Below are 26,939 nucleotides of genomic sequence, written 5' to 3' on the forward strand. Positions count from 1 at the left end.
CGGGGATGCCTACGCCGCCCGTACCTCCCGTTCTCGGCGGTCGTGGGCGCACGGGCGGGGCTCGGGCGCCCTGTGGCGCAGCGGGGGCGGCAGGCGCAGGGTCACGAAGCCCTCCGCCTGCATCGCGGCCCAGCCGATCCTCGGGAGGTCCTTGGAGGAGCGGTAGACGACGAAGCGGGGCTCCCAGCGGGGGCGGAACTTGGCGTTGAACTTGTAGAGCGACTCGATCTGGAACCAGCGCGACAGGAAGACCAGCAGGCCGCGCCAGGCGCGCAGGACCGGGCCCGCGCCGATCTTCTCGCCGCGGGCCAGCGCCGCGCGGAACATCGCGAAGTTGAGCGAGACATGGCTGATGCCGAGGCTCGGGGCGGCCTGGAGGGCGGCCACGATCAGCAGTTCGTTCAGGCCCGGGTCGGCGGAGCGGTCGCGGCGCATCAGGTCGAGGGAGACGCCGTCGGTGCCCCAGGGGACGAAGTGGAGGACCGCTTTGAGGTCTCCGTAGGGGCCGGTGTCCTCCGCGCCGCTCTTGTGCGCCGTGGCGATCAGACATGCTCCGTCCGCCTCGTCGCCGATGCGGCCGAGCGCCATGGAGAAGCCGCGCTCGGTGTCGGTGCCGCGCCAGTGGTCGGCGGCGCGGCGGATGCGCGCCAGTTCGCCGGGGGAGAGGTCACGTACGCGCCGCACCCGCGTCTCGTAACCGGCGCGCTCGATCCGCTTGACCATCTGGCGTACGTTGCGCATCGCGCGCCCGGTCAGGGAGAAATCCGCGACGTCCACCACCGCCTCGTCGCCCAGCTCAAGCGCGGCCAGGCCGGTCTCGCGGGTCCACACCTCGCCGCCCGTCTCGGAGCAGCCCATGACGGCCGGCGTCCAGGAGTGGGCGCGGGCCTCGTCCATGAAGCGCTCGATGGCGCCGGGCCACGCCTCCACGTCGCCCACGGGGTCGCCGCCGGCGAGCATCACGCCGGAGACGACGCGATAGCAGACGGCCGCCTTGCCGCTCGGCGAGAAGACGACGCCCTTGTCGCGGCGGAGCGCGAAGTGGCCGAGGGAGTCGCGGGCGCCGTGCTTGTCGAGCAGGGCGCGCAGCCGGGCCTCGTCGTCCGGGGTGAGGCGCGCGGCCGGGTGCTCGGGCCGGAAGGCGAGGTAGATCGTGGTCAGGGCCGTGACCATGCCGAGGGCGCCGAGCGAGAGGGCGACGGTGTGGGAGGTGCGGCCCGCGTAGTCGAGGGGTCCGTCGATGCCGAGGAGCCCGTACAGGACGTGCTCCAGGCGGTCGGCGAGGCTCGGGCTGCCGACGAGCTTGTTCGGGTGGGCGCTGACGATGGCGAGGCCGAGCAGGACCGAACCGGCGCTCATCAGCACGAAGTTGGCGAGCGCGCGCCAGCGGCTGCGCGGGTCGGGCAGCGCGTCGAACTGGCCGCGGTGCCGGGCCAGGAGCCACAGCAGGAGCAGCGGGATGACGACGCCCGCGAACGAGTGCCGGTACGCGAACTGGGCGCAGGCGCCGAAGGGCAGCAGCACCACGGCCGCCCGCCAGGCGCGCCGCTTGCGGCGGCGCAGGCCGTGCGCGAGCAGGAGCAGCAGGACGCCGCTGCTCAGCGCGAGCGCGGCGGCGAACGGGCCGAGCGTGCCCGGCAGGACTTCGGCGAGGGTGTGCATCCGGCTGTGCCGGAACCGCGGGAAGACACCGGCCGCGATGTCCAGGAGGCCGACCAGGATGCAGGCTCTGGCGATCAGGGCGGGTACGGACTCCGGGCGCGGGCCGCGCATCATGCGCCGCACCCGGCTCGGAACCCCTCTCGGACTTTCCGCATCTATCCTGACGAACATCGCATTCCCGTAGTTCTGCGAGAAACGTGAACGCGGGGCCATTTCCGGCATCCGCGACTTGCGCCCTCTAGGACGAGGAGGCGGCGGAGCGGGTTCACTCCCGACCGGAAAAGAACCGCAAAGGGTGAGGAAAGGGCGTCCCGTGGGTCTCACCAGTGACCAACTCCTCGTGCTCGTCGTGCTGTTCGCCGTGGCACTCTTCCTGGGCACCGTCGTCCTGTGGCCGCGCCTCGCGCACCGTTCCTGGCGGTCCGTCACCGGGCGCGTGGTGCTGCTGCTCGCGACACAGGTGGCGGTCTTCGCCGCGGTCGGCCTCGCGGTGAACCAGGCGTTCGGGTTCTACGCGACCTGGGCGGACCTCCTGGGCCGTGAGCAGGGCCAGGGCGTGGTGACCGACCACGACACGGCGGCGCGGCGCGGCCCGGTGCACCTGGTGTCGCGGCAGGACGTGAGCGGCCGCGGCGGGACGCGGCCCGGCGTGGGCGGGCAGGTGCAGAAGATCGACGTCGTGGGGCGTACGTCGCACATCGCGGCACCGGCGTACGTCTACTTGCCGCCCGAGTACTTCCAGGCGCGCTACGCCCGTACGAGGTTCCCCGCCGCCGTCGTTCTGACCGGCTATCCCGGTACCGCCGAGGCGCTCATCAAGGGACTGCACTATCCGCGGACGGCGCAGGCGCAGGCCGCCGCGGGGGTGATGCGGCCGATGATCCTCGTGATGATGCGGCCGACCGTGGCGCCGCCGCGCGACACCGAGTGCGTGGACGTGCCGGGCGGCCCGCAGGCGGAGACGTTCTTCGCCGCCGACCTGCCCGCCGAGATGGGCCGCCACTACAGGACCGCGAAGAAGTGGGGCATCGTCGGCGACTCCACCGGCGGCTACTGCGCCCTGAAGATGGCCGTCCACCACCCCGGCGTCTACGGAGCTGCGGCCGGCCTGTCCGCGTACTACAAGGCGCCGACCGACCCGACGACCGGTGATCTCTTCCACGGCGACCGGCAGTCGGCCGACCGCGCGGACCTCATGTGGTGCCTGGACCACCTGCCGCCGCCCAGGACCTCTCTCCTGGTCACCAGCAGCAAGCAGGGGGAGCGCAACTATGCGAGCACGCGGAGGTTCATCGACCACGTGAAGGCGCCCACGCGCGTGTCGTCGATCATCCTCGACAGCGGCGGGCACAACTTCAACACGTGGCGCCGGGAGATCCCGGCGACGCTCGCCTGGCTGAGCGAGCGCCTTACTTGACGAGCTGTTCCACGGTCTCCAACTCGACGTCCGCGCGCGCGATGTCGCGTGCGTCGGCCGTGGTGGACCGGCGCAGCGCCTCGTGCAGCCGGGCGGGGGTCAGGACGCCGAGGAAGCGGCCTTCGCTGCGCTCGTCGATCACCGCGATCCAGCCCGCGTCGTGCTGGAGCATCGTCGCGAACGCCTGCTTGAGGGAGGCGCCGACCGGCAGCCACGCCTCCATGCGGCGGGCGTGGTCGCGTACGGTGTCGCCCTTCGTGGCCGCCCCGCGCGCGTGCTCGGCGGAGATCCAGCCGTGCAGGTTGTTCTCGCTGTCCAGGACGACGGCCCAGCGGGCGTCGAGCTCGCGGGGGAGCGGGTCGTCGAGGTGCACGACGGGCGGCTGCTCCAGGTCGCCCTCCTCGATGGGCGTGACCGACAGGCGCTTGAGACCGCGGTCGGCGCCGACGAAGTCGGCCACGTAGTCGGTGGCGGGGGCGCCCAGGACGGCGGACGGGGTGTCGAACTGCTCGATGCGGCCCGCTCCGTAGACGGCGATCCGGTCGCCGAGGCGGACGGCCTCCTCGATGTCGTGCGTGACGAACAGGACCGTCTTGCCCAGCGTCTGCTGAAGGCGCAGGAACTCGGTCTGGAGGTGGTCGCGGACGACCGGGTCGACGGCACCGAACGGCTCGTCCATCAGCAGGACCGGCGGATCGGCCGCCAGCGCCCGGGCCACGCCGACGCGCTGGCGCTGTCCGCCGGAGAGCTGTTCGGGATACCGGTCGCCGAAGACCTTCGGGTCCAGGCCCACCAGGTCGAGCAACTCGGCGGCCCGCTCGCGGGCCTTGGCGCGCTTGACGCCGAGCAGATGCGGCACGGTCGCGGTGTTGTCGAGCACCGTCTTGTGCGGGAACAGCCCCACCTGCTGGATGACATAGCCGATACGGCGCCGGAGCTGGACCGGGTCGATGGCGGATATGTCGTCCCCGTCGAGGAATATCCGGCCCGCGGTGGGTTCGATGAGCCGGTTCACCATCTTCATCGTCGTGGTCTTGCCGCAGCCCGACGGGCCGACGAGCGTGACCAGTTCGCCCTCGTTCACCTCGAAGGACAGATCGTCGACGGCGGTGGTGCCGTCCGCGTAGCGCTTGCTGACGTTCTCGAACCGGATCATGGGACCCCATTCTGCCGGGCCGCCCGCCCGTTGGGCACGGCCGGACAAGGCAGTTGTGTAAAGGCGGTGTTGCGGGGCGGGGGCGGGTATCGGCCGTTGTCAGTGGCGGCGGCTAGGGTCTGTTCGGCAGGTCAGGACGCATTCGAGTGGCGGCCACTCGCCGGTGCGCGTCTGCGGCGTTACCCGCCGAACAGACCCTAGGGGTCGTCGGCAGTCGGAAACCTGTGTGCGTGTGTGCGGGTGGCTGGCATACGTTCGGGGATACGGGGAGGTGGGCGGGGTGAGCGAGCAGAACTGCCTGGTGGCCAATGACTGGGTGTGCGGGGAGTATCTGCGCAGCCGCAGCCAGGAATTGGTCGATGCCACCGTTCAGCATGTGGGCATCACGGCCGCGTCGGTCGCGATCGGCGTGCTGATATCCCTGCCGCTGGCATTGCTCGCGCGGCGCAGCCGGGCCTTCGCTGGGCCGGTGCTCGGGGTGACCACCGTGCTCTATTCGATTCCCTCGCTGGCGATGTTCTCGCTGCTGCTGCCCCTTTTCGGGCTTTCGGTCTCGCTGGTGATCACGGGGCTCGTCCTGTATTCGCTGACGATTCTCGTGCGCAACATATTGGCGGGGCTGCAAGCGGTGCCCGAGGAGGCCACGGAAGCGGCGCGCGGCATGGGGTACGGACCGCTGCGGCTGCTGTGGGAGGTCGAACTCCCGCTGGCGCTCCCGGCATTGCTGGCCGGCGTCCGGATCGCCACGGTGTCGACGGTGGCGCTGACCACGGTCGGCGCGATCGTGGACTACGGCGGCCTCGGCACGCTGATCCTGGACGGGCTCGACAGTGACTTCAAGGCCCAGGTGCTGACCGCCTCGGTGCTCTGCGTGGTCCTCGCGATCCTCGCCGACCTGCTGCTGCTCGGCGTCCAGCGGTGGCTGACGCCGTGGACGCGGGTGACGGCCGGGCGGGCCTCGCGCGGGACCCGAATACGGGGGAGCGCGGGCGCCGTCGCGGACGCGGCCGAGGGCCGGACGCCGGAGAAGGTGGCATGAGCGCGATATCGGGCGCGTACGAGTGGCTGACCACGGGGGCCAACTGGCAGGGCGAGAAGGGGGTGTGGCACCGCCTCGCCGAGCACCTGTACTTCAGCGGTGTCGCGCTCGGCGTCGCCTGCCTGATCGCGCTGCCGCTCGCCCTGTGGCTCGGCCACATCGGCAGGGGAGGCGCCCTCGCGATCAACATCTCGAACGTGGGCCGCGCGGTGCCGACGCTGGCCGTCCTGGTGCTCCTCACCCTCACCCCGCTCGGCCGGCACGGAGACGTCCCGACGCTGATCGCGCTGGTCCTGTTCGCGGTGCCACCGCTGCTGACCAACGCGTACGTGGGGATGCGCGAGGTCGACCGGGCGGTGGTGGAGGCCGCGCGCGGGATGGGCATGAGCGGCGGCCAGGTCTTCGCCCGCGTCGAACTTCCGCTGGCGTACCCGCTGGTGATGACCGGGCTGCGGTCGGCGGCGGTGCAGGTGATCGCGACGGCGACGCTGGCCGCGATGGCCGGTGAGGGCGGGCTCGGGCGGATCATCACCGCCGGGTTCAACCTCCAGGACACGCCCCAGGTCGTGGCCGGCGCCGTGCTGGTGGCCGCGCTCGCGCTGCTCGTGGAGGGCGTCTTCGTGGCGGTGGGGCGGCTGCTCGACCCGATGCGGGGGCGGGCCTGACCGTGGCGCCGTCTCCGATGACGACCGTCTCCGATGACGACCGTCTCCGGTGGACCTCAATCAGTGCGATGCAACTCAGTGCGATGCAACTAGGAGAGCGATGAACAGCAGGACGCGTCGGATGGCCCTGGCGGTCGTGGCGGTCAGCGCGCTGACCGCGGGACTCACCGCGTGCGGTGGCGACAGCCTCGAAGGCAAGGATGATTCGGGCGGTTCGGGCGGTGGCGGCAAGAAGGGCAAGGTCGTCGTCGGCGCCGCGAGTTTCACCGAGGCCAAGGTGCTCGGTGAGCTGTACCGGCAGATATTGGACGACGCCGGCTATGACGCCTCGGTCAAGACCGTGAAGAACCGCGAGATCTACGAACCGCAGCTCGCGAAGGGCGCCATCGACGTGGTGCCCGAATATGCGGCGACGCTCGCCGAATTCCTCAACTTGAAGAAGAACGGCGCCGACGCGAAGGCCGTCGCCTCCAGCGATGTCGACGCCACGGTGACGGCACTGCGCAAGCTCGCCGAGCCGGAGGGGCTGAAGGTTCTGGACGCGGGTCAGGCCGTCGACCAGAACGCGTTCGCGGTGAGTGCGGACTTCGCGAAGAAGCACCACCTCAAGACCCTTTCGGATCTCGGCAAGTCGGGCCAGAAGGTCACGATCGCGGCCGGTGACGAATGCGAGGAGCGGCCCTTCTGCGCGCCGGGCCTGAAGAAGACGTACGGCATCGACGTCAAGGGCATCGACCCCAAGGGCGTCGGCACCACGCAGGCCAAGCAGGCGGTGAAGAACGGCACGGACCAGCTGGTCCTGACGACCACGACCGACGCGACGCTCAAGAACTTCAACCTCGTTCTCCTGGAGGACGACAAGAAGCTCCAGAACGCGGACAACATCATTCCGGTTGTGAATGCGAAGGACGCGGGCGATGCGGGGATAGCCGACGCCCTGGGGAAGTTGACGAAGACGCTCACGACCGACGATCTCGTCGAGTTGAACCGCAAGGTCGACGCCGAGCGGCAGAAGGAAGCGGATGTCGCGAAGGAGTACCTGGAGTCCAAGGGGCTCATCGGTAAGTGATCTTGGTCGCGGGTGAAGGGTGGCCGGGGATTGCCGAGCGTGGTGATGAGAGTAACTAGGCGTTACCTGACGTGAGTTCGGTGGATTCTGTGACGTCTGTGCCCGAATTTTGCCGTGCGGGGCTTCGCGATTCGCCTACGCGCGGTAAGTTTCTGGCCATGCCACGTGGACGTCACCGCCATTCCCCACCCCTGCACCGCCTGCTGCCCCCCTCGGTGATCGCCGGCGTACCGCTCGTGTGCGCGGGCGGCGTCTGGCTGTCCGGCGATCCGATGGTGCTGCGGGGCGTCACCGCCGCCGCGGCGGCCGCCGCGGTCGTCGGTGCCGTCGTGATGCGCCGCTGGGACCGGCTCGCGGGCAAGCAGGTCGCCGATCTGACCCGGGGTGCGGCGAGCGAGCGATGGCGGCACGAGGAGGCCGTGGCGGAGCTGGAGGGCGACCTCGAGGAGTCGCGCGAGCTGCGCGGCAAGCTGGAGGGCAAGCTGCGGGCCAAGCGCGCCGAGCTGGCGGCGCTGCGCAACGAACACGCGGCGCTGCTGCGCCGGTACGCGAACGCGGAGACCGAGCGGGCCAGCGCGCTCGAAGGCCGCCGTCAGCTCGCGATAGAGGCCGCCGCCCCGGCGAAGGCGCTGCCCCCGGCCGGCGCGTCCGCGCATACCGGGGCGCCCACGCCCCTGCTCTACCTGCGGGCCAATGCCGCGCTCGACCGTCTCGCGCGCCCGAAGGCCCCCGTGGCAGCCGAGGAGACCGATTCCCGGGGGAAGCCCCAGGCGGCGGCCGGCCACTTCACGGTCCCGGTCGCCGCGGCGGTGGTGGTGCCGGCGGCGCCCGCGCGCAAGCGGCTCGAGGGCGGCTTCGACTTCTTCGGCACGCAGGGCTCCGCCGTGCAGCCGGGCGAGGACCTCGCCGATGTCGTCGGCGAAGAGGCGCTGGCCTCCCAGGAGCGGGACCAGGACGGGGACCGGGAGCCGGAGTCCGAGCGCGCCGAGGTCATCGACCTGACCGCGCACGACGAGACCGAGCAGATCGACGTCGGCGGCCTCAGGTCGGCTCTCCAGGCCTGACGTACGCCGGGCCTGACGTACGCCACGCTCCCTACGGCTTGGCCATCCACCGGTCGGGCCGCGCGTCCCTGCGGCCCGTCCGCGACCGGTCCGCCTGCGCGCGCAGGAGCTCCGACGCCTCCTGTACGTCCCTGAGGCGCGCCGTCACCGTCTTGTTGGCACCCGTGTCGAGGTGCAGGTCGGCGACCCGCCAGTAGCGCTCCCAGGGGCCCTGGGTGAGGCGCACGCTCTGCACCTTGGCGTGCGGGACGAGCGAGAGGTGGCGTTGCAGCAGGCCCGCGCGCGCGGCGAACACCGTCTCCGTCACGGCCACTCCGTAGCCCCGCCACCACAGCGGCACGCACCAGTGGCCGCGCCGCGGTGACGCCGTGAAGTCCGCGGGCTTGGGCACCGCGACCCCCGGCAGGATCCGCGCGACGACGTCCTCGGCGTGCTCGCGCGGGGCCACCGGGACCAGGACGGTGTTGGACGACCCGGCGACGTGCAGCTCCACCCGGACCCAGCCGCGCCGCCGCCACAGCAGCGGCTCGACGATGCGCACGGTCTGCACCCGGCCCGGCGGCACCGTCTCGTGCACCCGGTCGAGCAGGCCGTGGTCGATGCGCAGCCCGTCCGGGGACTCGGCGACCGTCCAGTCGTACTCCTTGATGAACCGGCCCGCGCTGTTGGTGAACGCGCCGCCCACCAGCGGCACGCCGACCGCGATCACCGTCCACAGGTTGTGGGTGGCGAACCACAGGAACGTGGGGACGACGATCGCGGAGATCAGCATCGCCCACGGCGTGCCCGTCAGGAGCAGCGCGACGGCGAGCGTGCGCGGCGGCGTGTGCAGGATCTGCTGCGCCGGGGCCTCGCCGACGTCGCGCGCCGATTCGGGCGCGAACCCGGCCGCGCGGGCGAGGAGTTCGGCACGCAGGTCACGCGCTTCCTTCTCGCCCAAGTAGGAGAGTTCGTCCTTCTTGTCGGCGCCTACTACGTCGAGTTTCAGCTTGGCCACGCCTACGAAGCGGGCCAGAAGCGGCTGGGTGACGTCGACGGCCTGAAGGCGGTCGAGCCGGATGTGCGCGGTGCGGCGGAACAAGAGGCCCGTGCGGATGCGCAGTTCGGTGTCCGTCACCGCGAAGTGGGTGAACCACCAGGTGAGGAAGCCGTAGAGGGCGGCCGCGGGGACGAGCACGCCCAGGCCGATCGCGAGCGTGGTGGCAGTGAGCCGGGCGAGCTGGCGCTGCGCCTGGTCCATGTCGTGGACGGCCCAGCCGAGCAGGATCGCTATCGGCGCCCACGCCCGGCGCAGCGGCGTGACGGGGTGCAGGCGCCGCTCTCGTACGTCCGCGCGCACGGGCGGGTCTCCTGCGCCCTCGGGGGCGCGGGAGGCCGTCACAGGCCCGCCGATCGCGCTTCGCCGAGTTCGGTGAGGCGGTCGCGCAGGCGCTCGGCCTCGGCCGGTGCCAGGCCGGGGATCGTCGCGTCGGTGGCGGCCGCCGCGGTGTGCAGCTGGAGGCTGGCGAGGCCGAACTTGCGTTCCAGCGGGCCCGAGGTGACCTCGACCAGCTGCATGCGCCCGTACGGCACGATCGTTTCCTCGTGCCACAGCACGCCGCGGCTGAGCAGCAGGTCGTCGGCGCGCTCCGCGTAGCGCCACGAGCGCCAGTTGCGGCCCAGCATCGGCCAGCCCCACGCCAGCACGGCCAGCGGCAGCAGGGCGAACGCCGCCCACGGCGGGCCCGCGAGCATCGTGAGCACCAGGCCCACCGCCACCGCCAGTGGCACCATCCACAGCACCAGCAACAGGCGGCGCAGTTTCAGCAGGCCCGGCGGCAGCCCCGTCCAGTCGGGTCCCGCGTCGGAGGGCGCCTCGGCGCCCTCCGCGGGCCCCGTGCTCCCCGTCGTCCCCGTTGCCCCTGTTTCCATGCGCCCACCCTACGTAGGAGAGACTGTCGCCATGACGCCCACGACTCAGGCCACGGTCGGCATCGGTGGTGCCGCGGAGAGCACCGACATGGTGCTCAACATCGGTCCGCAGCACCCCTCCACCCACGGTGTGCTGCGCCTGCGTCTCGTGCTCGACGGCGAGCGGATCCAGCACGCGGAGCCGATCATCGGCTACATGCACCGCGGTGCGGAGAAGCTCTTCGAAGCGCGGGACTACCGGCAGATCGTGATGCTCGCCAACCGCCACGACTGGCTGTCCGCCTTCTCGAACGAGCTGGGGGTCGTGCTCGCCGTCGAGCGGATGCTGGGCATGGAGGTCCCCGAGCGCGCCGTCTGGCTGCGGACACTGCTCGCCGAGCTGAACCGTGTGCTGAACCATTTGATGTTTCTCGGTTCGTACCCGCTCGAACTGGGCGGAATCACACCGGTCTTCTATGCCTTCCGTGAGCGCGAGGAACTTCAGGCCGTCATGGAGGAGGTCTCCGGCGGGCGCATGCACTACATGTTCAACCGCGTCGGCGGCCTCAAGGAGGACCTGCCGCTCGGCTGGACCACGCGTGCGCGTGCGGCCGTCGCCGACGTGCGCTCCCGCATGGACGTCTACGACCGGCTCGTGCTCGGCAACGAGATCTTCCGCGGCCGCACCCGCGGGGTCGGCGTCCTGTCCGCCGAGGCGGTCCACGCGTACGGGGTGAGCGGCCCGATCGCCCGCGCCTCGGGCGTCGACTTCGACCTCAGGCGCGACGAGCCGTACCTCGCCTACGGAGAGCTCCAGGACACCCTGAAGGTCGTCACGCGACAAGAAGGCGACTGTCTGGCGCGCTTCGAGGTGCTTCTGGAGCAGACCCACAACGCCCTCGACCTCGCCGACGCCGCCCTCGACCGCCTCGCCGACCTGCCGCCGGGGCCGGTCAACCAGCGCCTCCCGAAGGTCCTCAAGGCGCCCGAGGGCCACACGTACGCGTGGACGGAGAACCCGCTCGGCATCAACGGCTACTACCTCGTCTCCAAGGGCGAGAAGACGCCGTACCGCCTCAAGCTGCGTTCCGCCTCGTACAACAACATCCAGGCACTGACCGAGCTGCTGCCGGGCACGCTGGTCGCCGACATGGTGGCGATCCTGGGATCACTGTTCTTCGTGGTCGGCGACATCGACAAGTAGGGACTCGTCGGCACGTAGGGACCCATCGGCAAGTAGGGACCCATCGGCACGTAGGGCCCCGTCCGGCAGGCCGATGGGCTCGACCAGCCACCCGAAGTCCCCGAGCCCGCCGCGCGCCGTCAGCTCCGCGGCCTCTCCCGCCCGCGTGAGCGCCCGTACGTACGCCGTCGGGTCCTGGGACGCGAGGGACAGCGGCGGGCGCTGTGCGGTGACGCCCAGGGCGTGCAGGGCGGCGCGCTGCGTGAGGATCCCGGCCCCCGGTGTCGCCGCGCACGCGTCGAGCGCCACATGGGCCGTGATGTCGCAGGAGCCGTCGGGCACCGGCGCCGTCTCGCGGCCCTCCCGGAACCCGGTGAGCGTGCCGAAGGGCGGCCGGGCGCCGCGCGTGTGCGTGTAGTCCACGGCGACCGCGAGGCCGCGCTCCAGGCCGCGTACGGCCGCCGCCCACGCCTCGTCGCGCGGCAGCCCGATCTCGGCGCGCAGCCCCGGCTCGGCCGGCAGCGGCCACCAGCGCTCCAGCCAGCGGGCCGACGCCGTGTCCAGCGGCCCCGGGGCGAGCGTCTCGGTCCCGTCCCGTCGTACGAGGACCAGCCGCGCGGTGCCGTCCTCGTCGGCCTCGACGACGTCCAGGGGGACGTTGTCGAGCCACTCGTTCGCGAACAGCAGCCCCGTCACGCCGGAGGGCGGCTCGGCGCGCCACTCGATCCGGTGGTCGAGATCCGCGGGGCGGTCCGCCTTCTCCACCGCGCAGGCACGCACGCGTGCGGCGACGTCCTCCGGCAGCACATGGAGGACGGCGGAAACGAGCTCGCCGCGCCCCGCCGCCATGTCCACGAACGCCAGCTCGGCGGGCTCCCCGAGCGCCGTGTCGACCCGGCGCAACAGCTCCGCCACGGCCCCCGCGAAAAGCGCCGACGCATGCACCGACGTGCGGAAATGCCCGGCAGGTCCCTCGGGGCGCCGATAGAACCCCTGAGGTCCGTACAGCGCCTCCTCCATGGCTTCACGCCACCCGCGCCCCTCGGCCTCACGTACGTCGCTCACACCCGAAGGCTAGGGCCTGCCCGGCGGGTCAGGCCGCGGCTGGGGTGGCCCGCGCCGTTCTGTGCGGATGTGCGTGCCGAACCCCGCGTCCGCGACAGGATCCGCCGGGTGGTCCTGAGCGCGGGGGCGCACGCCTCTCCACCTTGGGGAGTACGCGCGCCGGGAACGGATCGGCCCTCCGGTTGACCCCTGCACGCCGCTCACGTACCTACTCTGGGTTACGTGCAGCGCCTCTACGACTTCCTCCGCAGACACCCGACATGGGTCGACGGCTTCTGGGCCGTGATCCTCTTCGGGATCTCCGGCGCGAGTCTGGTCGGCATGGGCGTGGAGGAGCGGTCGACGATCCCCTCGCTGTTCTTCGCCGCCCTGTTGTCCGTGGTCGTTCTGCTGCGCCGCCGGATGCCCGAGCGGATGCTCGTGCTCACGGCGGTCGCTGGCCTGGGCCAGCTGGTGTTCGACGCGCGGGTGAACCCGTCCGACTTCGCGATGCTGGTGATCGTCTACACGGTCGCCGCCGACGGCGCGCGGTGGGCCTCGCGAGCCGGCCTGGCGATGGGCCTGTGCGCGGCGCCGCTGTCCCAACTGCGCTGGCCCACCGTCGAGACGAGCGGGGCCGGGCAGATCGCGGTCACGGTCTTCCAGATGGTGCCCTTCGCCCTCGCCTGGGTCCTCGGCGACTCGCTGCGCACCCGCCGCGCCTACCTGGCGCAGCTGGAGGAGCGGGCCGCCCGTCTGGAGCGGGAGCGCGAGGCCCAGTCGAAGGTCGCCGTCGCGGCCGAACGGGCGCGCATCGCCCGCGAGTTGCACGACGTCGTCGCGCACAACGTGTCGGTGATGGTGGTCCAGGCCGACGGCGCCGCCTACGTCCTCGACCAGGCGCCCGACCAGGCCAAGAAGGCCCTGGAGACCATCTCGGGCACCGGCCGGCAGGCCCTCGCCGAGATGCGCAGGCTGCTCGGCGTGCTGCGCACCGGCGAGCCCGAGGAGGGCGGCGAGTACGTGCCGCAGCCCGACGTCGAGCAGATCGAGGACCTCGTCGAGCAGGTGCGCACCGCGGGCCTGCCCGTCGACTTCAAGGTCGAGGGCACCCCGCGCCAGCTGCCCAGCGGCGTCGAGCTGACCGCGTACCGCATCGTTCAGGAAGCCCTCACGAACACCCGCAAGCACGGCGGTCCGAACGCGGGGGCGAGCGTCCGCCTCGTCTACTTCGACGACGGGCTCGGCCTGCTCGTCGAGGACGACGGCAAGGGCGCCCCGCACGAGCTGTACGAGGACGGCGGCGCCGACGGACGCGGGCACGGGCTCATCGGGATGCGCGAGCGCGTGGGTATGGTCGGCGGCACGCTCGACGCGGGCCCGCGCCCCGGCGGTGGGTTCCGTATCAGCGTCCTGCTGCCTCTCAAGCCCGCTCACTGACACGTACCAGTTGTCCGACGCCCACCTGTCACCAGCCGCCCGTCACCCATCCCAGTCACCAGTCACCAGCCACCAGCCGTTCACCGGATGTGAGGACCCGCCCGATGTCGATCAAGGTCATGCTCGTCGACGACCAGGTGCTGCTGCGCACCGGCTTCCGGATGGTGCTCGCCGCCCAGCCGGACATGGAGGTCGTCGCCGAGGCGGGCGACGGTGTCGAGGCCCTGGAGGTGCTGCGCTCGACGGCGGTGGACGTGGTCCTCATGGACGTACGCATGCCGAAGCTGGACGGGGTCGAGACGACGCGGCGGATCTGCGCGGACCCCAACCCGCCGAAGGTGCTCATCCTGACCACGTTCGACCTGGACGAGTACGCGTTCTCCGGGCTCAAGGCGGGCGCGTCCGGGTTCATGCTCAAGGACGTGCCGCCCGGCGAGCTGCTCACCGCGATCCGCGCCGTGCACAGCGGTGACGCGGTGGTCGCGCCGTCCACGACGCGGCGGCTGCTCGACCGGTTCGCGCCGATGCTGCCCAGCACCACCAAGGAGCCGCAGCACAAGCACCTGGAGCGGCTCACCGAGCGCGAGCGCGAGGTCATGATCCTTGTCGCGCAGGGCCTGTCGAACGGCGAGATCGCGGCGCGGCTCGTGCTGTCCGAGGCCACGGTCAAGACGCACGTGGGCCGCATCCTGACCAAGCTGGACCTGCGCGACCGCGTCCAGGTCGTCGTCCTCGCCTACGAGACGGGACTTGTCCGAGCGGGCGGACAGGGCTGAGCGCCACCCCATAGGGTCGGCGCATGCTCCTCTGGATCAACGGACCCTTCGGAGGCGGCAAGACCCAGACCGCCCACGAACTCCGGCGCCGGCTTCCGGGCAGCGTCGTCTGCGACCCGGAGCATGTCGGCTTCGGCCTGCACCGCGCGCTGCCGCCCGAACTGCGCGAAGACTTCCGTGAGTTGAAGGCGTGGCGTGCGGGTGTGTACGAGGTTCTTGACCTCGCCCTGACCGGGCACGACGGGCATGTCGTCGTGCCGATGACGCTCACGGACCTCGCGCACCACGACGAGATCCTCGGCCGGCTGCGGGAACAGGGCCACGACGTGCGGCACTTCACGCTGCTCGCCTCCCGGGAGACCGTCCTGCGGCGGCTGCGGGAGCGCCGCGTCGTGCACACCGTGCGCCGGGCTCTCGGCGGCAGCGCGCCCGCGCCGGGCGAGAGCTGGGCCGAGCGGCAGCTCGACCCGTGCCTGGAGCGCCTGAAGGAGCCGGAGTTCGCCGAGCACCTGTGGACGGACGAGACGACGGTCGCGCGGACGGCGGAGCGCATCGGCGTCCTGTCAGGACTGACGCTGACCCCGCGGCGGGGCGGCGCCCTGACCGGCCGCGCCCGCAGGGCCTGGACCGGCCTGCGACACATCAGGCGGTAGCCGTGCGACTCAGCGCAGCACGCCCTCGATGAAGTCCCCGCCGAGCCGCGACACCACGCTCAGATCCAACTGGTGCTGCACATAACGTCCGTGGCGCCGCGTCGTGATCAGCCCCGCCTTCTTCAGCACCGACAGGTGCCGGGATATCTCCGGCGCCGACATCCCGTGCGCGTCGGACAGCTCGCTCGTCGTGTACGAGCCGCGCGCCAGGTGGCGGCAGAGCCGCATCCGCACCGGGTGGGCGAGCGCCGACATGCGCAGCGTCAACTGCTCGACCGAGGGCGGCGCGGACAGGCCCGGTGACGAGATCGGGTACATGATCGACGGCTGCCAGCCGGCCCGGTGCAGCACCCACAGGTGGGGCCAGCCGAGGCTCGTCGGTATGAGCGCGAGGTAGCCGTCGCCCGTCTCCGTGAACCCCTGCGAGATCTTGTCGACGGAGATCGTGCGGCCCGCCTCGTCGAGCGAGACGGCGGCGGACACCGCGCCGAGCGCCTCGCCGAGGCCTTTGCGGCGCAGCAGCTCCGTCTTGTGCCGGGCGTCGGCCGTCAACTGGTGCTGGACGCGTGCCCACACGTCCGAGAAGAACGCCTCGTCGCACTCCACGAGCAGCTCGCGCAGCCACGCCCTGACGGCGGGCGGATCGTCCAACAGGCGCTTGGTGAACCGCACTTGCTGCACCCCGCGGGTGGCGGCGAGGTCCAGGGCGCGCTCGCGGGTGCGCGGGTCCTGAAGGCGGTTCACCGTCCGGCTCGCGTACGTGGACTGGCAGGTGAACTCCAGGGCGGCGTCCACGAACTGCTCGTCCGAGAGCTTGTCGAGCAGGTCGAGCTCCTCGGCGAGCGTGGCCCCGGGCAGCGTGCGCCGGCCCGCGATCCCGGCGGCCGGCGTGAACACGTCCGAGAACGTCGTCCGCCACAGGAAGTCGGCCTCGCACAGCCGGTCCGCCAGGCACGGGTCGAGGCGTGTGGACACACTCGTCGTCCACCCCTGGAGCCCCGGGTGGTGTGCGGGCTCGGACAGCGCGTGCAGCGCCATGCCGAGCTCGGCCAGGGGCGAGGGCACGACGCGGATGCGCTCGGGCGGCAGGCCCGTGATGTCGATGCTCACGCTCATGACCCCATGGTGCACGGGCCCACTGACAACCGGACCGTCGATTGACGGGACCCGTCAATCGACGTGACCGGGGCCGGGCGACGGGCGCAATCTCGTATCCATCGACCCCGAAAGCACCCGAAGCGCAGCAAAGAGGCTGATTCCGGGACAGAGCGCGACAATCGAGATGGAGAGCGAGGTGGTCGTGATGACCCCCAACCAGCAGTACGCCCTCGACGTCTACCGAGCCGCACAGCGCGGCGAGACCGCGGGCCCGCCGCCCGGTGCGCACGACTGGGACGCCCTGCGCGAGCTGCGCGACCAGCGCAGGTTCGCGGCGGTCCTGGCCGGGCGCCCGGCACGCGGCCGGATCCGCGCGGCCCTGGCCCGCCGCTTCTCCGGCCACCGCGGCCACGCCGCCGGGTGCTGAGAGCCCGTCTTTGAACGGCGCGGCTACCCGTCTTTGAACAGCGCCGCTAACCGAGACGCCGTACGAAGTCCGCGACGGCCGCGCGGACGTCGTCGGCGCTCCACTCCAGGCCGGGACCGGCGACGGTGACCTCGACGAGCGAGAGCCCCGGCGCCGTGTCCGTCGCCCACCAGCGTCCGAACAGTGACGTCCCCGTCTCCTCCGCCTGCGCCGTCGCCGCCTCCGTGAGGACGTCGGCCGGGTACGGCAGCACGACCCGGAACTGGTGCGTGTGCGGCACCTCGGGGTGCACCCGCGACCACGGCACCCCGGCCTTCGCGAAGCCGTCCCGCATCGCCTCGGCGACCACGCGCGCGTGAGCCACGTACTCCGGCAGCCGCGGCAGCTCGCTCTCCAGGCCCGCGAGGGCCGCGACCGCCTGCGGGAACTGCTGGAAGATCTGGCCCCCGTAGCGGTGCCGCCAGGCCCTGGCCTCCTCGATGAACGACGCCGGGCCCGCGAGCGCCGCGCCGCTGAGCCCGCCGAGCGTCTTGTAGAACGACACGTAGACGCTGTCCGCGAGCCCCGCGATCTCGTCCAGCGGGCGCCCGAAGTGCTCCGTGCACTCCCACAGGCGGGCCCCGTCGAAGTGCACGACGGCGTCCCGCGCGCGTGCCGCCTCGCACAGCTCCTCCAGCTCCTCCCAGGAGGGCAGCACGAACCCGGCGTCCCGCAGCGGCAGTTCGAGCATCAGGGTGCCGAAGGGCTCGTCCAGGTCGTGCACCTCGTCGGGGGTGGGCTGGCGGGCCTCCGAGGTGAGGTGCACGGTGCGCAGCCCGGTGAGCGCGGACAGGGCGTCGCGCTCGTGGACCTCCGGGTGGCCCAGCGGGTGCAGCGCCACCGTGGGGTTGCCGGTGCGCCCGGCCCAGCAGCGCAGCGCGACCTGCTGCGCCATGGTGCCGGTCGGGAAGAACGCGGCCGCCTCCTTGCCGAGCAGGGCCGCGACCTTCTTCTCCAGCTCGGCGACGACTCCGCCGCCGTAGATGTCGACGTCGCCGTCCGCGTCGGTCACCGAGCCAGCCGCCTCGGCCAGCTGCGCGAGCCGCTCGCCCACCGTCGCCTCGCCGGGGCGCCGCGCCAAGGTCCGCTCGGCGGCCCGCCAGGCCGCGATCCGCCGCGCCGCCTGCGTCTTTTCGTCGCTCTCGTACGTTCCGGTCATCCTTGGATCATGACCCACGTACGTGCGCTTGCCCACAGCCTGTGGACGCCCGAGGCTCGGCCGCCCAGATAGCGTTAACATGACGAGAAATCGTCCGGTACCCCGAGCGGACTGGAACGGAAGGCCCTCGTCCAGTGACCTCACCCTCGCAATTCCCCCGATCAGAGCCCAGCAGGCCCACCGACCCGGGCGACCGCCCCGCGCGGCTCACCGTGGGTGTCGTCGGCGCCGGCCGGGTCGGACCCGCGCTCGCCGCGTCCCTGCAACTGGCCGGGCACCGCCCCGTCGCCGTCTCCGGCGTCTCGGACGCCTCGGTGCGGCGGGCCGCGACCCTGCTGCCCGACGTGCCCCTGGTGCCGCCCGCCGAGGTCCTCGCGCGGGCCGATCTTGTGCTCCTGACCGTCCCCGACGACGTCCTGCCGACGCTCGTCGAGGGCTTCGCCGAAGCCGGCGTCGTCCGCCCCGGGCAGCTCGTCGTGCACACCTCGGGCCGGTACGGCGCCCGGGTGCTCGACCCGCTGCTGCGTGCGGGGGCGCTGCCGCTCGCCCTGCACCCCGCGATGACGTTCACCGGCACCGCCGTCGACGTCCAGCGCCTGGCCGGCTGCTCCTTCGGCGTCACCGCGCCCGAGGAGCTGCGGCTCGCCGCCGAGGCGCTCGTCATCGAGATGGGCGGCGAGCCCGAGTGGATCGACGAGGAGAAGCGGCCGCTCTACCACGCGGCCCTCGCGCTCGGCGCGAACCACCTGGTCACCCTGGTCGCCCAGTCCATGGAACTGCTCCGCGACGCGGGCGTCTCCGCCCCCGACCGGATGCTCGGCCCGCTGCTCGGCGCCGCTCTCGACAACGCGCTCAGGTCCGGCGACGCGGCCCTCACCGGACCCGTCGCGCGCGGCGACGCAGGCACGGTCGCCGCGCACGTGAGCGAGTTGCGCAAACACGCGCCGCAGACCGTCGCCGGGTATCTCGCGATGGCCCGCGCGACCGCCGACCGCGCCCTCGCGCACGGCCTGTTGAAGCCGGAGCTCGCCGAGGACCTCCTCGGTGTCCTCGCGACCGGCGCGGAGGAGACCCGATGACCCGGCTGCTGCATGAAGGCGAGCAACTGCGCACCCGCGCGCGCGGCGGGCAGCGCGTCGTCGTCATGACGATGGGCGCCCTCCACGAGGGGCACGCCACCTTGATCCGTACGGCGCGCGAGCGCGCGGGCGCCGACGGCGAGGTCGTCGTCACCGTCTTCGTGAACCCGCTCCAGTTCGGCGCGGGCGAGGACCTCGACCGCTACCCGCGCACCCTCGACGCCGACGTGAAGATCGCCGAACAGGCGGGCGCGGACGCCGTGTTCGCGCCCTCGGCCGACGAGGTCTACCCGGGCGGCGAGCCGCAGGTGCGCATCACCGCGGGCCCCATGGGCGAGCGCCTCGAAGGCGGCTCGCGCCCCGGCCACTTCGACGGCATGCTCACCGTCGTCGCCAAGCTCCTTCACCTCACCCGCGCGGACGTGGCCCTCTTCGGGCAGAAGGACGCGCAGCAGCTCGCCCTGATCCGCCGCATGGTGCGCGACCTGAACTTCGACGTGACCATCGAGGCGGTGCCCACGGTCCGCGAGGCCGACGGCCTGGCGCTCTCCTCGCGCAACCGCTACCTGTCGCCGGCCGAGCGCCGCTCCGCACTGGCCCTGTCCCGCGCCCTGTTCGCGGGCCGCGACCGGCAGGCCGCGCAGGAGGCGCTCCGCGCGCGTGCCGTGGAGAACCCCACCTCGCGCGCGCGTGCCGAGGCGCTCGGCGCGATCGGCGAGGCCCGCGCCGCCGCCGACGCCCACGCGGTCGCCACGGCGGCACCGGGCCTGCCATCGGCCGTCCTCGCCGCCGCCCGCATGGTCCTCGACGAGGCCGCACGGCTCCAGCCCCCGGTCGTCCTGGACTACGTGGCCCTGGTCGACCCCGCGGACTTCACCGACGTAACGGACGACTTCGAAGGGGACGCCGTCCTCGCCGTCGCCGCGCGCGTGGGCACCACGCGGCTGATCGACAACCTGCCCCTGACCTTCGGAGGTCACCTGTGACCAGCACAGGCATACGACTCCACGCGCCGGCCCCCGGCTGGAACCTGGACGCTGACGTGGTCGTCGTCGGTTCCGGCGTCGCCGGTCTCACCGCCGCCCTGCGCTGCGAGGCCGCGGGACTGCGCACCGTCGTCGTCACCAAGGCCCGCCTCGACGACGGCTCCACGCGCTGGGCCCAGGGCGGCATCGCGGCCGCGCTCGGCGAGGGCGACACCCCCGATCAGCACCTGGACGACACCCTCGTCGCGGGCGTCGGCCTGTGCGACGAGAACGCGGTGCGCACCCTCGTCACCGAGGGCCCCGACGCCGTACGCCGCCTCATCGCGGCCGGCGCGCACTTCGACGAGACCGAGGACGGCGAGCTCGACCTGACCCGCGAGGGCGGCCACCACCGGCGCCGCATCGCGCACGCGGGCGGCGACGCGAGCGGCGCCGAGGTCTCCCGCGCGCTCGTCGAGGCGGTCCGCGAGCGCGGCCTGCGCACCGTCGAGAACGCGCTGGTCCTCGACCTCCTCACGGACGCCGACGGGCGCACCGCCGGTGTCTCCCTGCACGTCATGGGCGAGGGTCAGCACGACGGCGTCGGAGCCGTCCTCGCCCCCGCCGTGGTCCTCGCGACCGGCGGCATGGGCCAGGTCTTCTCCGCGACGACGAACCCGCACGTGTCGACCGGCGACGGCGTCGCGCTCGCCCTGCGCGCGGGCGCCGAGGTCAGCGACCTGGAGTTCGTCCAGTTCCACCCGACGGTGCTCTTCCTGGGCAAGGACGCCGAGGGCCAGCAGCCGCTCGTCTCCGAAGCGGTGCGCGGCGAAGGCGCCCACCTGGTGGACGCGGACGGCGTGCGCTTCATGGTGGGCCAGCACGAACTGGCCGAACTGGCACCCCGCGACGTCGTCGCCAAGGGCATCGTGCGCCGCATGCAGGAGCAGGGCGTCGAGCACATGTACCTCGATGCGAGGCACTTCGGCGCCGACATGTGGGAGAAGCGGTTCCCCACGATCCTGGCCACCTGCCGCGCCCACGGCATGGACCCGATCACCGAGCCGATCCCGATCGCCCCGGCCGCGCACTTCGCCTCCGGAGGCGTCCGCACCGACCTGCACGGCCGCAGCACGGTGCCGGGCCTGTACGCGTGCGGCGAGGTCGCCTGCACCGGCGTGCACGGCGCGAACCGCCTGGCCTCCAACTCCCTTCTGGAAGGCCTGGTCTACGCGGAGCGCATCGCGGAGGACATCAAGAAGCGACACGGAGAAGCAGGGGAGAACGGCCTCCACGCGCGCGTGCCCGCACCTGTGGCCCAGCCGGAGACCCCGCCCCACCCCCTGCTGCCCGCCGAGGCCCGCTTCGCGATCCAGCGCGTGATGACGGCCGGCGCGGGCGTGCTGCGCTCCGAGGAGTCCCTCGCCGAGGCCGCCGCCCAGCTGGGCCGCATCCACGCGGAGGCGGTCAACTCCCTCGCGGAGCACGGCAAGACGGCCGAGCCGGGCGTCGACACCTGGGAGGCGACGAACCTCCTGTGCGTGGCCCGCGTCCTGGTCGCGGCCGCCCGCCGCCGCGAGGAGACCCGCGGCTGCCACTGGCGCGAGGACCACGCCGACCGGGACGACGCGAACTGGCGCCGCCACATCGTCGTACGCCTCAATCCGGACCGCACTCTGGCCACGCACACCACAGCGACCGCAGACTTCCCCGCAACGGCAAAGACACCCCAGGAGCAGTGACCGACGTGAGCGCCACCCCCGACCTTCCCCTGGCGACCTCCTGTGGCGACGGCTGCGGCTGTGCCCAAGAAGGCGCCGACGACGCGATGGAGTGCGGTCTCGACCCGTCGCTCGCCCAGCTCCTGCTCGATGCGGGCCTGCACCCGGTCGAGATCGAGGACATCGCCCACATGGCGATCGCCGAGGACCTCGACGGCGGCGTGGACGTCACCACGGTCGCCACGATCCCCGAAGAGGCCGTCGCCACCGCCGACTTCACGGCCCGCGAGGCCGGCGTCGTCGCGGGCCTGCGGGTCGCCGAGGCGATCATCTCCGTGGTGGCCACGGACGAGTTCGAGGTCGAGCGGCACGCCGAGGACGGCGACACGGTGGAGGCGGGCCAGAAGCTCCTGTCCGTCACCACCCGCACCCGCGACCTGCTCACCGCCGAGCGCAGCGCGCTCAACCTCCTTTGCCGCCTGTCCGGCATCGCGACCGCCACGCGCGCGTGGGCGGACGCTCTGGAGGGCACCAAGGCGAAGGTCCGCGACACCCGCAAGACGACCCCGGGCCTGCGCTCCCTGGAGAAGTACGCGGTCCGCATGGGCGGCGGCGTCAACCACCGCATGTCCCTCTCCGACGCGGCCCTGGTCAAGGACAACCACGTCGTGGCGGCGGGCGGCGTCGCCCAGGCCTTCGAAGCCGTGCGCGACCGCTTCCCGGGCCTCGCCATCGAGGTCGAGGTCGACACGCTGCACCAGCTGCGCGAGGTCCTCGACGCGGGCGCCGACCTGATCCTCCTGGACAACTTCACGCCCGGCGAGACCGAGGAGGCCGTCGCGCTCACCGACGGCCGCGCGCTCCTGGAGTCCTCGGGCCGCCTCACCCTCGAAAACGCCGCTACGTATGCGAAGACCGGCGTCGACTTCCTCGCGGTCGGTGCCCTCACGCACTCCTCGCCGATCCTCGACATCGGCCTCGATCTGCGCGAGGCGACCGTCTGATGCTGCTCACCATCGACGTGGGCAACACCCACACGGTCCTCGGCCTGTTCGACGGCGAGGAGATCATCGAGCACTGGCGCATCTCCACGGACGCGCGCAGAACCGCCGACGAACTCGCCGTCCTGCTCCAGGGTCTGATGGGCATGCACCCGCTGCTCGGCGACGAACTCGGCGACGGCATCGACGGCATCGCGATCTGCTCGACCGTCCCCTCGGTCCTGCACGAACTGCGCGAGGTCACCCGCCGCTACTACGGCGACGTCCCCGCCGTCCTGGTCGAGCCCGGCATCAAGACCGGCGTCCCGATCCTCATGGACAACCCCAAGGAGGTCGGCGCCGACCGCATCATCAACGCGGTCGCGGCCGTCGAGCTCTACGGCGGCCCCGCGATCGTCGTCGACTTCGGTACGGCGACGACGTTCGACGCGGTCTCCGCGCGCGGCGAGTACGCGGGCGGCGTCATCGCCCCCGGCATCGAGATCTCCGTCGAGGCCCTCGGCGTGCGCGGCGCCCAGCTGCGCAAGATCGAACTGGCCCGGCCGCGCAGCGTCATCGGCAAGAACACCGTCGAGGCGATGCAGTCCGGCATCGTCTACGGCTTCGCCGGCCAGGTCGACGGCGTCGTGAACCGGATGGCGCGCGAGCTCGCGTCCGACCCGGACGACGTCACCGTCATCGCCACCGGCGGCCTCGCGCCCATGGTCCTCGGCGAGGCCACCGTCATCGACGAGCACGAGCCGTGGCTGACCCTCATCGGACTCCGCCTGGTCTACGAACGCAACGTGTCACGCACCTGACACCACGCACGGCACACCGCACCGCACCGCACCAGGCTCCGGGGGAACCGATGCACGTCCTACGAAGATGCGGCACGGCCCTCGCGCTCCTGGTCGCGGCGCTGCTCGGCACGCCGGTCACCCCGGCCCACGCGGCCGGCCCCGCGGCCGAGCTGACGGTGCCGCAGACCGCGTACCTCACGAAGCGCGGCGTCGGCCCGACCGGCGGCTACCGCCTCTGGCTCGACCCCCGGCCGGGCGCGGGCCGCGCCTCGCGGGCCGGCGTCACGCTGACCGTCGACGCCACGGATCTGGCGGGCGTCGCGCACCTGCGCACCCGGCGCCAGTGCGGCGACCACACCTGGACGACCGAGGTGTTCACCTGCGAGCTGGGCACCCTCACCCGCGGCGGGCACCACTATCCGGACGCCCTCTACATCGAGGCCGAGCCGGGCGCCGCCCAGGGCAGCCACGGCACGCTCCGCTACACCTTCAGCGCCCCCGGCAGCGCGGACGCCACGTTCGAGACCGACGTCCGGGTCGCGGGGCCCGATCTGCGCGAGCGCGTGGAGAAGCCCCTCAAGGGCGTCGCCCCGGGCGGGCACTTCGCCTTCAGGCCCCGGATCCGCAACGCGGGCAAGGCCCCGGCCCAGGGCTTCGGCGTGCGGTTCGACAGCGCCCGGCTCGGCTTCCGCACCGACTTCGCCAACTGCCGGTACGCGGCGGAGCGCTCGGCGTACTGCTGGTTCGACCAGGTCCTCGACCCGGGCCGGGCCTACGAGTTCGCCGAGCCGGTCACCGTCGGCGTACCGGACTCGATGCTGACCGGCTCGTTCACGTACGGCGCCTATCTACAGGACCCCTCCGGCGCCCCGCTGACCGGCATGGGGGGCGCCCCCGCCGCCGACGACGGCACGACGCGCGGCACCGGACCGACGCTGCGGGTCCGCCCGGTCGAGGGCGGCGCGTCGGAGTACGGCGACCAGTACGGGCTCGGCACCGTCAAGCTGCGCACGTCCCAGACGGCCGACCTGCGGGCGACCACGGGCACGCTCACCGGACGGACCGGACAGACCGTCGACCTGAAGGTCGCCCTGCGCAACGCGGGCCCCGGCCGCGTCGCCGGTGCCTTCCTCGCGGTCACGCCCCCGGAGGGCACCACGATCGTCGAGCCGACCCCGCCGCCGGATCCGGACAACGAGCTGGAATGGCAGTGGGAGTGCGCGGGACGGCAGGGCACCACGCGCTTCTGCGACCCGGACCGCGCCCTGGAGCCGGGCGACACCTGGGAGACGACGCTCCAGGTCCGGATCGACGAGCGGGTCCGCGGCGCCGAGGGCCGCCTGGAGATCCGGGAGGACCCCAAGCGCCCGGCGAACGACCCGAAGCGCGGCGACAACGCCCTGCCCATCAAGATCGACGCCACCGGCGGCCCCCTGGTCGAGCCCAGCACGCACCCCGCGGCCGGCGCCCGGGCCGATGGCCCCGGCGGCCCCGGCGGCGGCACCATCGCGGCGGCGGGGCTGCTCGGTGCCGCTCTGCTGTCGGGGCTGTGGTGGTGGCGGGCGAAGAGCCGCCGCGCCCGGGCATCTGGGAATTCATTGAAATTGTCTGATTAGCCCGTATTGTCACCCCATGCCCACGCCCTACGGAAACCGCGGCGGCATGGCGTTCGGTGCAGAAGAGCTGCGTGTGCTCCGACGCGCCCTCGCCCTCGCCCTCCACCCCGCCCCCGCCTCGGACAAGGACGTCCGGGACTGTCTGCGACTCGCGGAGTCGGTCGACGAGACCGCACAGGAGGCCGCCCGCCAGCGGGCCTTCCTGCTCGCCGACCTCGACCGCTACCGAGGGGCCCTGCCCGGCTCCGTCACCGGTTATCTGAGCCTCCTCACGGACGCTCTGGCGGCGGGCCACCAGCCCGGCGTCGACGACCTCTCGGCGCTGCGCGCCCTGCGCGGCAACCCCACCGCGGCGGCCCCCCTCGACCGCTGCCGCGCCCTGGCCGAACAAGGCGTACGGGACAGACTGGAAGCGCGCCGGCAACCGCGCGTCCCCGCCTCCCGTACGCGACTGCTCGCCCTGCCCGGCGGCCTCCTCGACGCCGCCGACCGGCCGGCCGAGCCGAAACCCGGCACCCCGCCGCGCCCGGCGCCCAAGCCGTCCGAGGTCTTCCCGCCCAAGCGCCGCCCGGCCCAGCCCCCGGCCCCGCCGCAGCAGTTGGCGGCGGGGTAGCTACCCTGGAGCCATGGACTACGTCTCCGCGCTCGTGCCCCCGGTAGTGATGGCCGCGTTCTTCATCGGCCTCATCGTGACGATCGTGAAGTCGCAGGGCGGCGACCGCAAGGGCAAGGAGGACGCGGCCGTGGACGCCGCGATCGCCCGCGCCGAGGCCGCCCGCCAGAGCGGCGTGAAGCAGGGCCCGGCAGGGGCCTGACCCGCCGCGACCAGCGCGAAGACAGGAAAAGGGGCGCCCACCGGGCGCCCCTTTTGTCATTGATTGCCCGCCCCGAGCCACGTCCGCCACTGAATTGCCGTCTTCTCCCACTATTGTGCTGCTCGTGCCGCGCCCCTTGGGAGAACTCGAAGACGCAGTGATGACACGGGTGTGGAAGTGGAACCGCCCGGTGACGGTGAGAGAAGTCCTGGAGGACCTTCAGCAGGAACGGTCCATCGCCTACACGACGGTCATGACCGTATTGGACAATCTCCATCAGAAGGGCTGGGTGCGCCGCGAGGCGGAAGGCCGGGCCTATCGATATGAGGCCGTCTCCACCCGCGCCGCCTACTCGGCGGCACTGATGAACGAGGCCTGGGCGCAGAGCGACAACCCCGCCGCCGCGCTCGTCGCCTTCTTCGGCATGATGTCGCCCCAGCAGCGCGAAGCGCTCAGGGACGCCATGCGTATCGTTCAGCCCGAAGTGCCGCGGGGCCCCGGGGAAGCGGGCGAGGAGGCCGGGCGATAGCGTCCGGTCATGCCAGCAGAGCTCCCCGAAGTCGGCCCGGTCGTCGAATCCACCGCTAAAGCACTCACCGTACGCAGGGCACGCACCGCCGATGTACCCGCGGTCCGCCGGCTCCTCGACGCCTACAGCCGCCAGGGGATCCTGCTCGACAAAGCCACCGTGACGCTTTACGAGGACATCCAGGAGTTCTGGGTCGCGGAACGGGACGACAACGCGGAGGTCGTCGGCTGCGGTGCGCTGCACGTCATGTGGGAAGACCTCGCGGAAGTCCGCACTCTCGCGGTGAATCCACAGGTCAAGGGTGCCGGCGTAGGACATCAGGTCCTGGAGAAGCTGCTGCAGACCGCGCGCTGGATCGGTGTTCGGCGCGTTTTCTGTCTCACCTTCGAAGTCGAGTTCTTCGCCAAGCACGGCTTCGTGGAGATCGGCGAGACACCGGTCGATACGGTCGACACCGATGTCTACAGCGAGCTGCTGCGTTCCTATGACGAGGGCGTCGCGGAGTTCCTCGGTCTCGAACGAGTGAAACCGAACACCTTGGGCAACAGCCGGATGCTTCTGCATCTGTGATCGCCGGTCCGGTATTTCGGCAACGCCGAGGGCGCCGGTTCCCTATGTCCGGAACGCGCATGTTTTCGGTCCTGATGGGC

General features: G+C 72.3%; 27 protein-coding genes. 20 read left to right on the forward strand and 7 right to left on the reverse strand.

Annotation, left to right across the window (positions count from 1 at the left end; all coding sequences use genetic code 11):
- Nucleotides 1-9: 9 nt before the first annotated feature.
- The gene (locus AB0L37_RS25105; RefSeq protein ID WP_365509555.1) at nt 10-1,776 is read right to left on the reverse strand and encodes a phosphatidylglycerol lysyltransferase domain-containing protein; all 1,767 of its coding nucleotides are present in this window, start codon (nt 1,774-1,776) and stop codon (nt 10-12) included.
- A 199-nt stretch (nt 1,777-1,975) separates the two neighbouring features.
- On the opposite strand from AB0L37_RS25105, the gene AB0L37_RS25110 reads away from it, so the two are divergent.
- Entirely contained in the window at nt 1,976-3,079 is a 1,104-nt protein-coding gene (locus AB0L37_RS25110; protein ID WP_365509557.1) for an alpha/beta hydrolase-fold protein, read from the forward strand.
- On the opposite strand, the gene AB0L37_RS25115 is transcribed toward AB0L37_RS25110, so the two are convergent.
- On the reverse strand, nt 3,072-4,235 hold the full coding sequence (locus tag AB0L37_RS25115) for a betaine/proline/choline family ABC transporter ATP-binding protein (protein WP_365509560.1): 1,164 nt from the start codon (nt 4,233-4,235) through the stop codon (nt 3,072-3,074). The two genes, AB0L37_RS25110 and AB0L37_RS25115, sit on opposite strands and share 8 nt — an antisense overlap.
- Nucleotides 4,236-4,515: 280 nt before the next feature.
- Here AB0L37_RS25115 and AB0L37_RS25120 point away from each other — a divergent pair, with 280 nt between their 5' ends.
- From AB0L37_RS25120 to AB0L37_RS25135, 4 genes are all read left to right on the forward strand, one after another.
- Nucleotides 4,516-5,274 carry an ABC transporter permease gene (locus AB0L37_RS25120; protein ID WP_365509563.1) on the forward strand — a complete coding sequence of 253 codons (759 nt, stop codon included), beginning with the start codon at nt 4,516-4,518 and terminating at the stop codon, nt 5,272-5,274.
- On the forward strand, nt 5,271-5,939 hold the full coding sequence (locus AB0L37_RS25125) for an ABC transporter permease (RefSeq protein ID WP_365509566.1): 669 nt from the start codon (nt 5,271-5,273) through the stop codon (nt 5,937-5,939). Before AB0L37_RS25120 ends, AB0L37_RS25125 begins: the two co-directional genes overlap by 4 nt.
- Nucleotides 5,940-6,039: 100 nt before the next feature.
- Nucleotides 6,040-7,008, forward strand: a complete 969-nt coding sequence (locus AB0L37_RS25130; RefSeq protein ID WP_365509568.1) for an ABC transporter substrate-binding protein — start codon at nt 6,040-6,042, stop codon at nt 7,006-7,008.
- 158 nt (nt 7,009-7,166) lie between these two features.
- Nucleotides 7,167-8,072: a hypothetical protein gene (locus AB0L37_RS25135; protein WP_365509571.1), complete on the forward strand. Its 906-nt coding sequence runs from the start codon at nt 7,167-7,169 to the stop codon at nt 8,070-8,072.
- A 31-nt stretch (nt 8,073-8,103) separates the two neighbouring features.
- Here AB0L37_RS25135 and AB0L37_RS25140 read toward each other — a convergent pair whose 3' ends face one another.
- Both AB0L37_RS25140 and AB0L37_RS25145 read right to left on the reverse strand, forming a co-directional pair.
- The gene (locus AB0L37_RS25140; protein ID WP_365509573.1) at nt 8,104-9,411 is read right to left on the reverse strand and encodes a PH domain-containing protein; all 1,308 of its coding nucleotides are present in this window, start codon (nt 9,409-9,411) and stop codon (nt 8,104-8,106) included.
- A 38-nt stretch (nt 9,412-9,449) separates the two neighbouring features.
- Nucleotides 9,450-9,983 (reverse strand): PH domain-containing protein, encoded by a 534-nt coding sequence (locus tag AB0L37_RS25145; RefSeq protein ID WP_365509576.1) that lies wholly within the window; start codon nt 9,981-9,983, stop codon nt 9,450-9,452.
- A 31-nt stretch (nt 9,984-10,014) separates the two neighbouring features.
- On the opposite strand from AB0L37_RS25145, the gene AB0L37_RS25150 reads away from it, so the two are divergent.
- On the forward strand, nt 10,015-11,166 hold the full coding sequence (locus AB0L37_RS25150; RefSeq protein ID WP_365509579.1) for an NADH-quinone oxidoreductase subunit D: 1,152 nt from the start codon (nt 10,015-10,017) through the stop codon (nt 11,164-11,166).
- On the opposite strand, the gene AB0L37_RS25155 is transcribed toward AB0L37_RS25150, so the two are convergent.
- Nucleotides 11,131-12,165 carry an SAM-dependent methyltransferase gene (locus AB0L37_RS25155; RefSeq protein ID WP_365509721.1) on the reverse strand — a complete coding sequence of 345 codons (1,035 nt, stop codon included), beginning with the start codon at nt 12,163-12,165 and terminating at the stop codon, nt 11,131-11,133. The two genes, AB0L37_RS25150 and AB0L37_RS25155, sit on opposite strands and share 36 nt — an antisense overlap.
- Nucleotides 12,166-12,432: 267 nt before the next feature.
- Between AB0L37_RS25155 and AB0L37_RS25160 the strand changes: the two genes are divergently transcribed.
- From AB0L37_RS25160 to AB0L37_RS25170, 3 genes are all read left to right on the forward strand, one after another.
- Nucleotides 12,433-13,629, forward strand: coding sequence for a sensor histidine kinase (locus tag AB0L37_RS25160; protein ID WP_365509582.1), 1,197 nt, complete (start codon nt 12,433-12,435; stop codon nt 13,627-13,629).
- 104 nt (nt 13,630-13,733) lie between these two features.
- A complete protein-coding gene (locus AB0L37_RS25165; RefSeq protein ID WP_365509585.1) occupies nt 13,734-14,405 on the forward strand; it encodes a response regulator transcription factor in 672 nt (223 codons plus the stop codon).
- Between the two features lie 23 nt (nt 14,406-14,428).
- Complete coding sequence (locus tag AB0L37_RS25170; protein ID WP_365509588.1) at nt 14,429-15,058, forward strand: AAA family ATPase; 630 nt, start codon at nt 14,429-14,431, stop codon at nt 15,056-15,058.
- A 9-nt stretch (nt 15,059-15,067) separates the two neighbouring features.
- On the opposite strand, the gene AB0L37_RS25175 is transcribed toward AB0L37_RS25170, so the two are convergent.
- Nucleotides 15,068-16,174: a DUF5937 family protein gene (locus AB0L37_RS25175; RefSeq protein WP_365509591.1), complete on the reverse strand. Its 1,107-nt coding sequence runs from the start codon at nt 16,172-16,174 to the stop codon at nt 15,068-15,070.
- Between the two features lie 187 nt (nt 16,175-16,361).
- Here AB0L37_RS25175 and AB0L37_RS25180 point away from each other — a divergent pair, with 187 nt between their 5' ends.
- Nucleotides 16,362-16,583 (forward strand): hypothetical protein, encoded by a 222-nt coding sequence (locus AB0L37_RS25180; RefSeq protein WP_365509593.1) that lies wholly within the window; start codon nt 16,362-16,364, stop codon nt 16,581-16,583.
- 46 nt (nt 16,584-16,629) lie between these two features.
- Here the strand turns inward: AB0L37_RS25180 and AB0L37_RS25185 are convergent, their stop codons facing one another.
- Nucleotides 16,630-17,781: a beta-eliminating lyase-related protein gene (locus AB0L37_RS25185; protein WP_365509596.1), complete on the reverse strand. Its 1,152-nt coding sequence runs from the start codon at nt 17,779-17,781 to the stop codon at nt 16,630-16,632.
- A 134-nt stretch (nt 17,782-17,915) separates the two neighbouring features.
- Here AB0L37_RS25185 and AB0L37_RS25190 point away from each other — a divergent pair, with 134 nt between their 5' ends.
- From AB0L37_RS25190 to AB0L37_RS25235, 10 genes are all read left to right on the forward strand, one after another.
- Entirely contained in the window at nt 17,916-18,860 is a 945-nt protein-coding gene (locus AB0L37_RS25190) for a DUF2520 domain-containing protein (protein ID WP_365509599.1), read from the forward strand.
- On the forward strand, nt 18,857-19,846 hold the full coding sequence (gene panC / locus AB0L37_RS25195; protein WP_365509602.1) for a pantoate--beta-alanine ligase: 990 nt from the start codon (nt 18,857-18,859) through the stop codon (nt 19,844-19,846). Before AB0L37_RS25190 ends, panC begins: the two co-directional genes overlap by 4 nt.
- Nucleotides 19,843-21,567, forward strand: coding sequence for an L-aspartate oxidase (locus tag AB0L37_RS25200; RefSeq protein WP_365509605.1), 1,725 nt, complete (start codon nt 19,843-19,845; stop codon nt 21,565-21,567). The genes panC and AB0L37_RS25200 overlap by 4 nt, the downstream gene beginning before the upstream one ends.
- Nucleotides 21,564-22,550 (forward strand): carboxylating nicotinate-nucleotide diphosphorylase, encoded by a 987-nt coding sequence (gene nadC / locus AB0L37_RS25205; protein ID WP_365509608.1) that lies wholly within the window; start codon nt 21,564-21,566, stop codon nt 22,548-22,550. Before AB0L37_RS25200 ends, nadC begins: the two co-directional genes overlap by 4 nt.
- Entirely contained in the window at nt 22,550-23,347 is a 798-nt protein-coding gene (locus AB0L37_RS25210; RefSeq protein WP_365509611.1) for a type III pantothenate kinase, read from the forward strand. Before nadC ends, AB0L37_RS25210 begins: the two co-directional genes overlap by 1 nt.
- Before the next feature lie 50 nt (nt 23,348-23,397).
- Nucleotides 23,398-24,945, forward strand: coding sequence for a hypothetical protein (locus tag AB0L37_RS25215; RefSeq protein ID WP_365509614.1), 1,548 nt, complete (start codon nt 23,398-23,400; stop codon nt 24,943-24,945).
- Between the two features lie 16 nt (nt 24,946-24,961).
- Nucleotides 24,962-25,558 carry a hypothetical protein gene (locus AB0L37_RS25220; protein ID WP_365509617.1) on the forward strand — a complete coding sequence of 199 codons (597 nt, stop codon included), beginning with the start codon at nt 24,962-24,964 and terminating at the stop codon, nt 25,556-25,558.
- A gap of 13 nt (nt 25,559-25,571) precedes the next feature.
- On the forward strand, nt 25,572-25,760 hold the full coding sequence (locus tag AB0L37_RS25225) for a hypothetical protein (protein WP_365509619.1): 189 nt from the start codon (nt 25,572-25,574) through the stop codon (nt 25,758-25,760).
- A gap of 124 nt (nt 25,761-25,884) precedes the next feature.
- The gene (locus AB0L37_RS25230) at nt 25,885-26,289 is read left to right on the forward strand and encodes a BlaI/MecI/CopY family transcriptional regulator (RefSeq protein WP_365509622.1); all 405 of its coding nucleotides are present in this window, start codon (nt 25,885-25,887) and stop codon (nt 26,287-26,289) included.
- Between the two features lie 9 nt (nt 26,290-26,298).
- Nucleotides 26,299-26,859, forward strand: coding sequence for an amino-acid N-acetyltransferase (locus AB0L37_RS25235; RefSeq protein WP_365509625.1), 561 nt, complete (start codon nt 26,299-26,301; stop codon nt 26,857-26,859).
- The last annotated feature ends 80 nt before the right edge of the window (nt 26,860-26,939 follow it).

This window comes from Streptomyces sp. NPDC052225 (assembly GCF_040679615.1).
In the GTDB taxonomy this organism is placed as follows: domain Bacteria; phylum Actinomycetota; class Actinomycetes; order Streptomycetales; family Streptomycetaceae; genus Streptomyces.

Excerpts from the sequence above, each read along its gene's own strand:
- AB0L37_RS25220 (WP_365509617.1), top strand. The coding sequence starts at position 24,962 with ATGCCCACGCCCTACGGAAACCGCGGCGGCATGGCGTTCGGTGCAGAA.
- AB0L37_RS25225 (WP_365509619.1), top strand. The coding sequence starts at position 25,572 with ATGGACTACGTCTCCGCGCTCGTGCCCCCGGTAGTGATGGCCGCGTTC.
- AB0L37_RS25210 (WP_365509611.1), top strand. The coding sequence starts at position 22,550 with ATGCTGCTCACCATCGACGTGGGCAACACCCACACGGTCCTCGGCCTG.
- AB0L37_RS25130 (WP_365509568.1), top strand. The coding sequence starts at position 6,040 with ATGAACAGCAGGACGCGTCGGATGGCCCTGGCGGTCGTGGCGGTCAGC.
- AB0L37_RS25215 (WP_365509614.1), top strand. The coding sequence starts at position 23,398 with ATGCACGTCCTACGAAGATGCGGCACGGCCCTCGCGCTCCTGGTCGCG.
- AB0L37_RS25145 (WP_365509576.1), bottom strand. The coding sequence starts at position 9,983 with ATGGAAACAGGGGCAACGGGGACGACGGGGAGCACGGGGCCCGCGGAG.
- AB0L37_RS25115 (WP_365509560.1), bottom strand. The coding sequence starts at position 4,235 with ATGATCCGGTTCGAGAACGTCAGCAAGCGCTACGCGGACGGCACCACC.
- AB0L37_RS25175 (WP_365509591.1), bottom strand. The coding sequence starts at position 16,174 with ATGAGCGTGAGCATCGACATCACGGGCCTGCCGCCCGAGCGCATCCGC.
- AB0L37_RS25150 (WP_365509579.1), top strand. The coding sequence starts at position 10,015 with ATGACGCCCACGACTCAGGCCACGGTCGGCATCGGTGGTGCCGCGGAG.
- panC (WP_365509602.1), top strand. The coding sequence starts at position 18,857 with ATGACCCGGCTGCTGCATGAAGGCGAGCAACTGCGCACCCGCGCGCGC.
- AB0L37_RS25185 (WP_365509596.1), bottom strand. The coding sequence starts at position 17,781 with ATGACCGGAACGTACGAGAGCGACGAAAAGACGCAGGCGGCGCGGCGG.
- AB0L37_RS25235 (WP_365509625.1), top strand. The coding sequence starts at position 26,299 with ATGCCAGCAGAGCTCCCCGAAGTCGGCCCGGTCGTCGAATCCACCGCT.
- AB0L37_RS25180 (WP_365509593.1), top strand. The coding sequence starts at position 16,362 with ATGACCCCCAACCAGCAGTACGCCCTCGACGTCTACCGAGCCGCACAG.
- AB0L37_RS25155 (WP_365509721.1), bottom strand. The coding sequence starts at position 12,165 with ATGGAGGAGGCGCTGTACGGACCTCAGGGGTTCTATCGGCGCCCCGAG.
- AB0L37_RS25165 (WP_365509585.1), top strand. The coding sequence starts at position 13,734 with ATGTCGATCAAGGTCATGCTCGTCGACGACCAGGTGCTGCTGCGCACC.
- AB0L37_RS25125 (WP_365509566.1), top strand. The coding sequence starts at position 5,271 with ATGAGCGCGATATCGGGCGCGTACGAGTGGCTGACCACGGGGGCCAAC.
- AB0L37_RS25170 (WP_365509588.1), top strand. The coding sequence starts at position 14,429 with ATGCTCCTCTGGATCAACGGACCCTTCGGAGGCGGCAAGACCCAGACC.
- AB0L37_RS25135 (WP_365509571.1), top strand. The coding sequence starts at position 7,167 with ATGCCACGTGGACGTCACCGCCATTCCCCACCCCTGCACCGCCTGCTG.
- AB0L37_RS25105 (WP_365509555.1), bottom strand. The coding sequence starts at position 1,776 with ATGATGCGCGGCCCGCGCCCGGAGTCCGTACCCGCCCTGATCGCCAGA.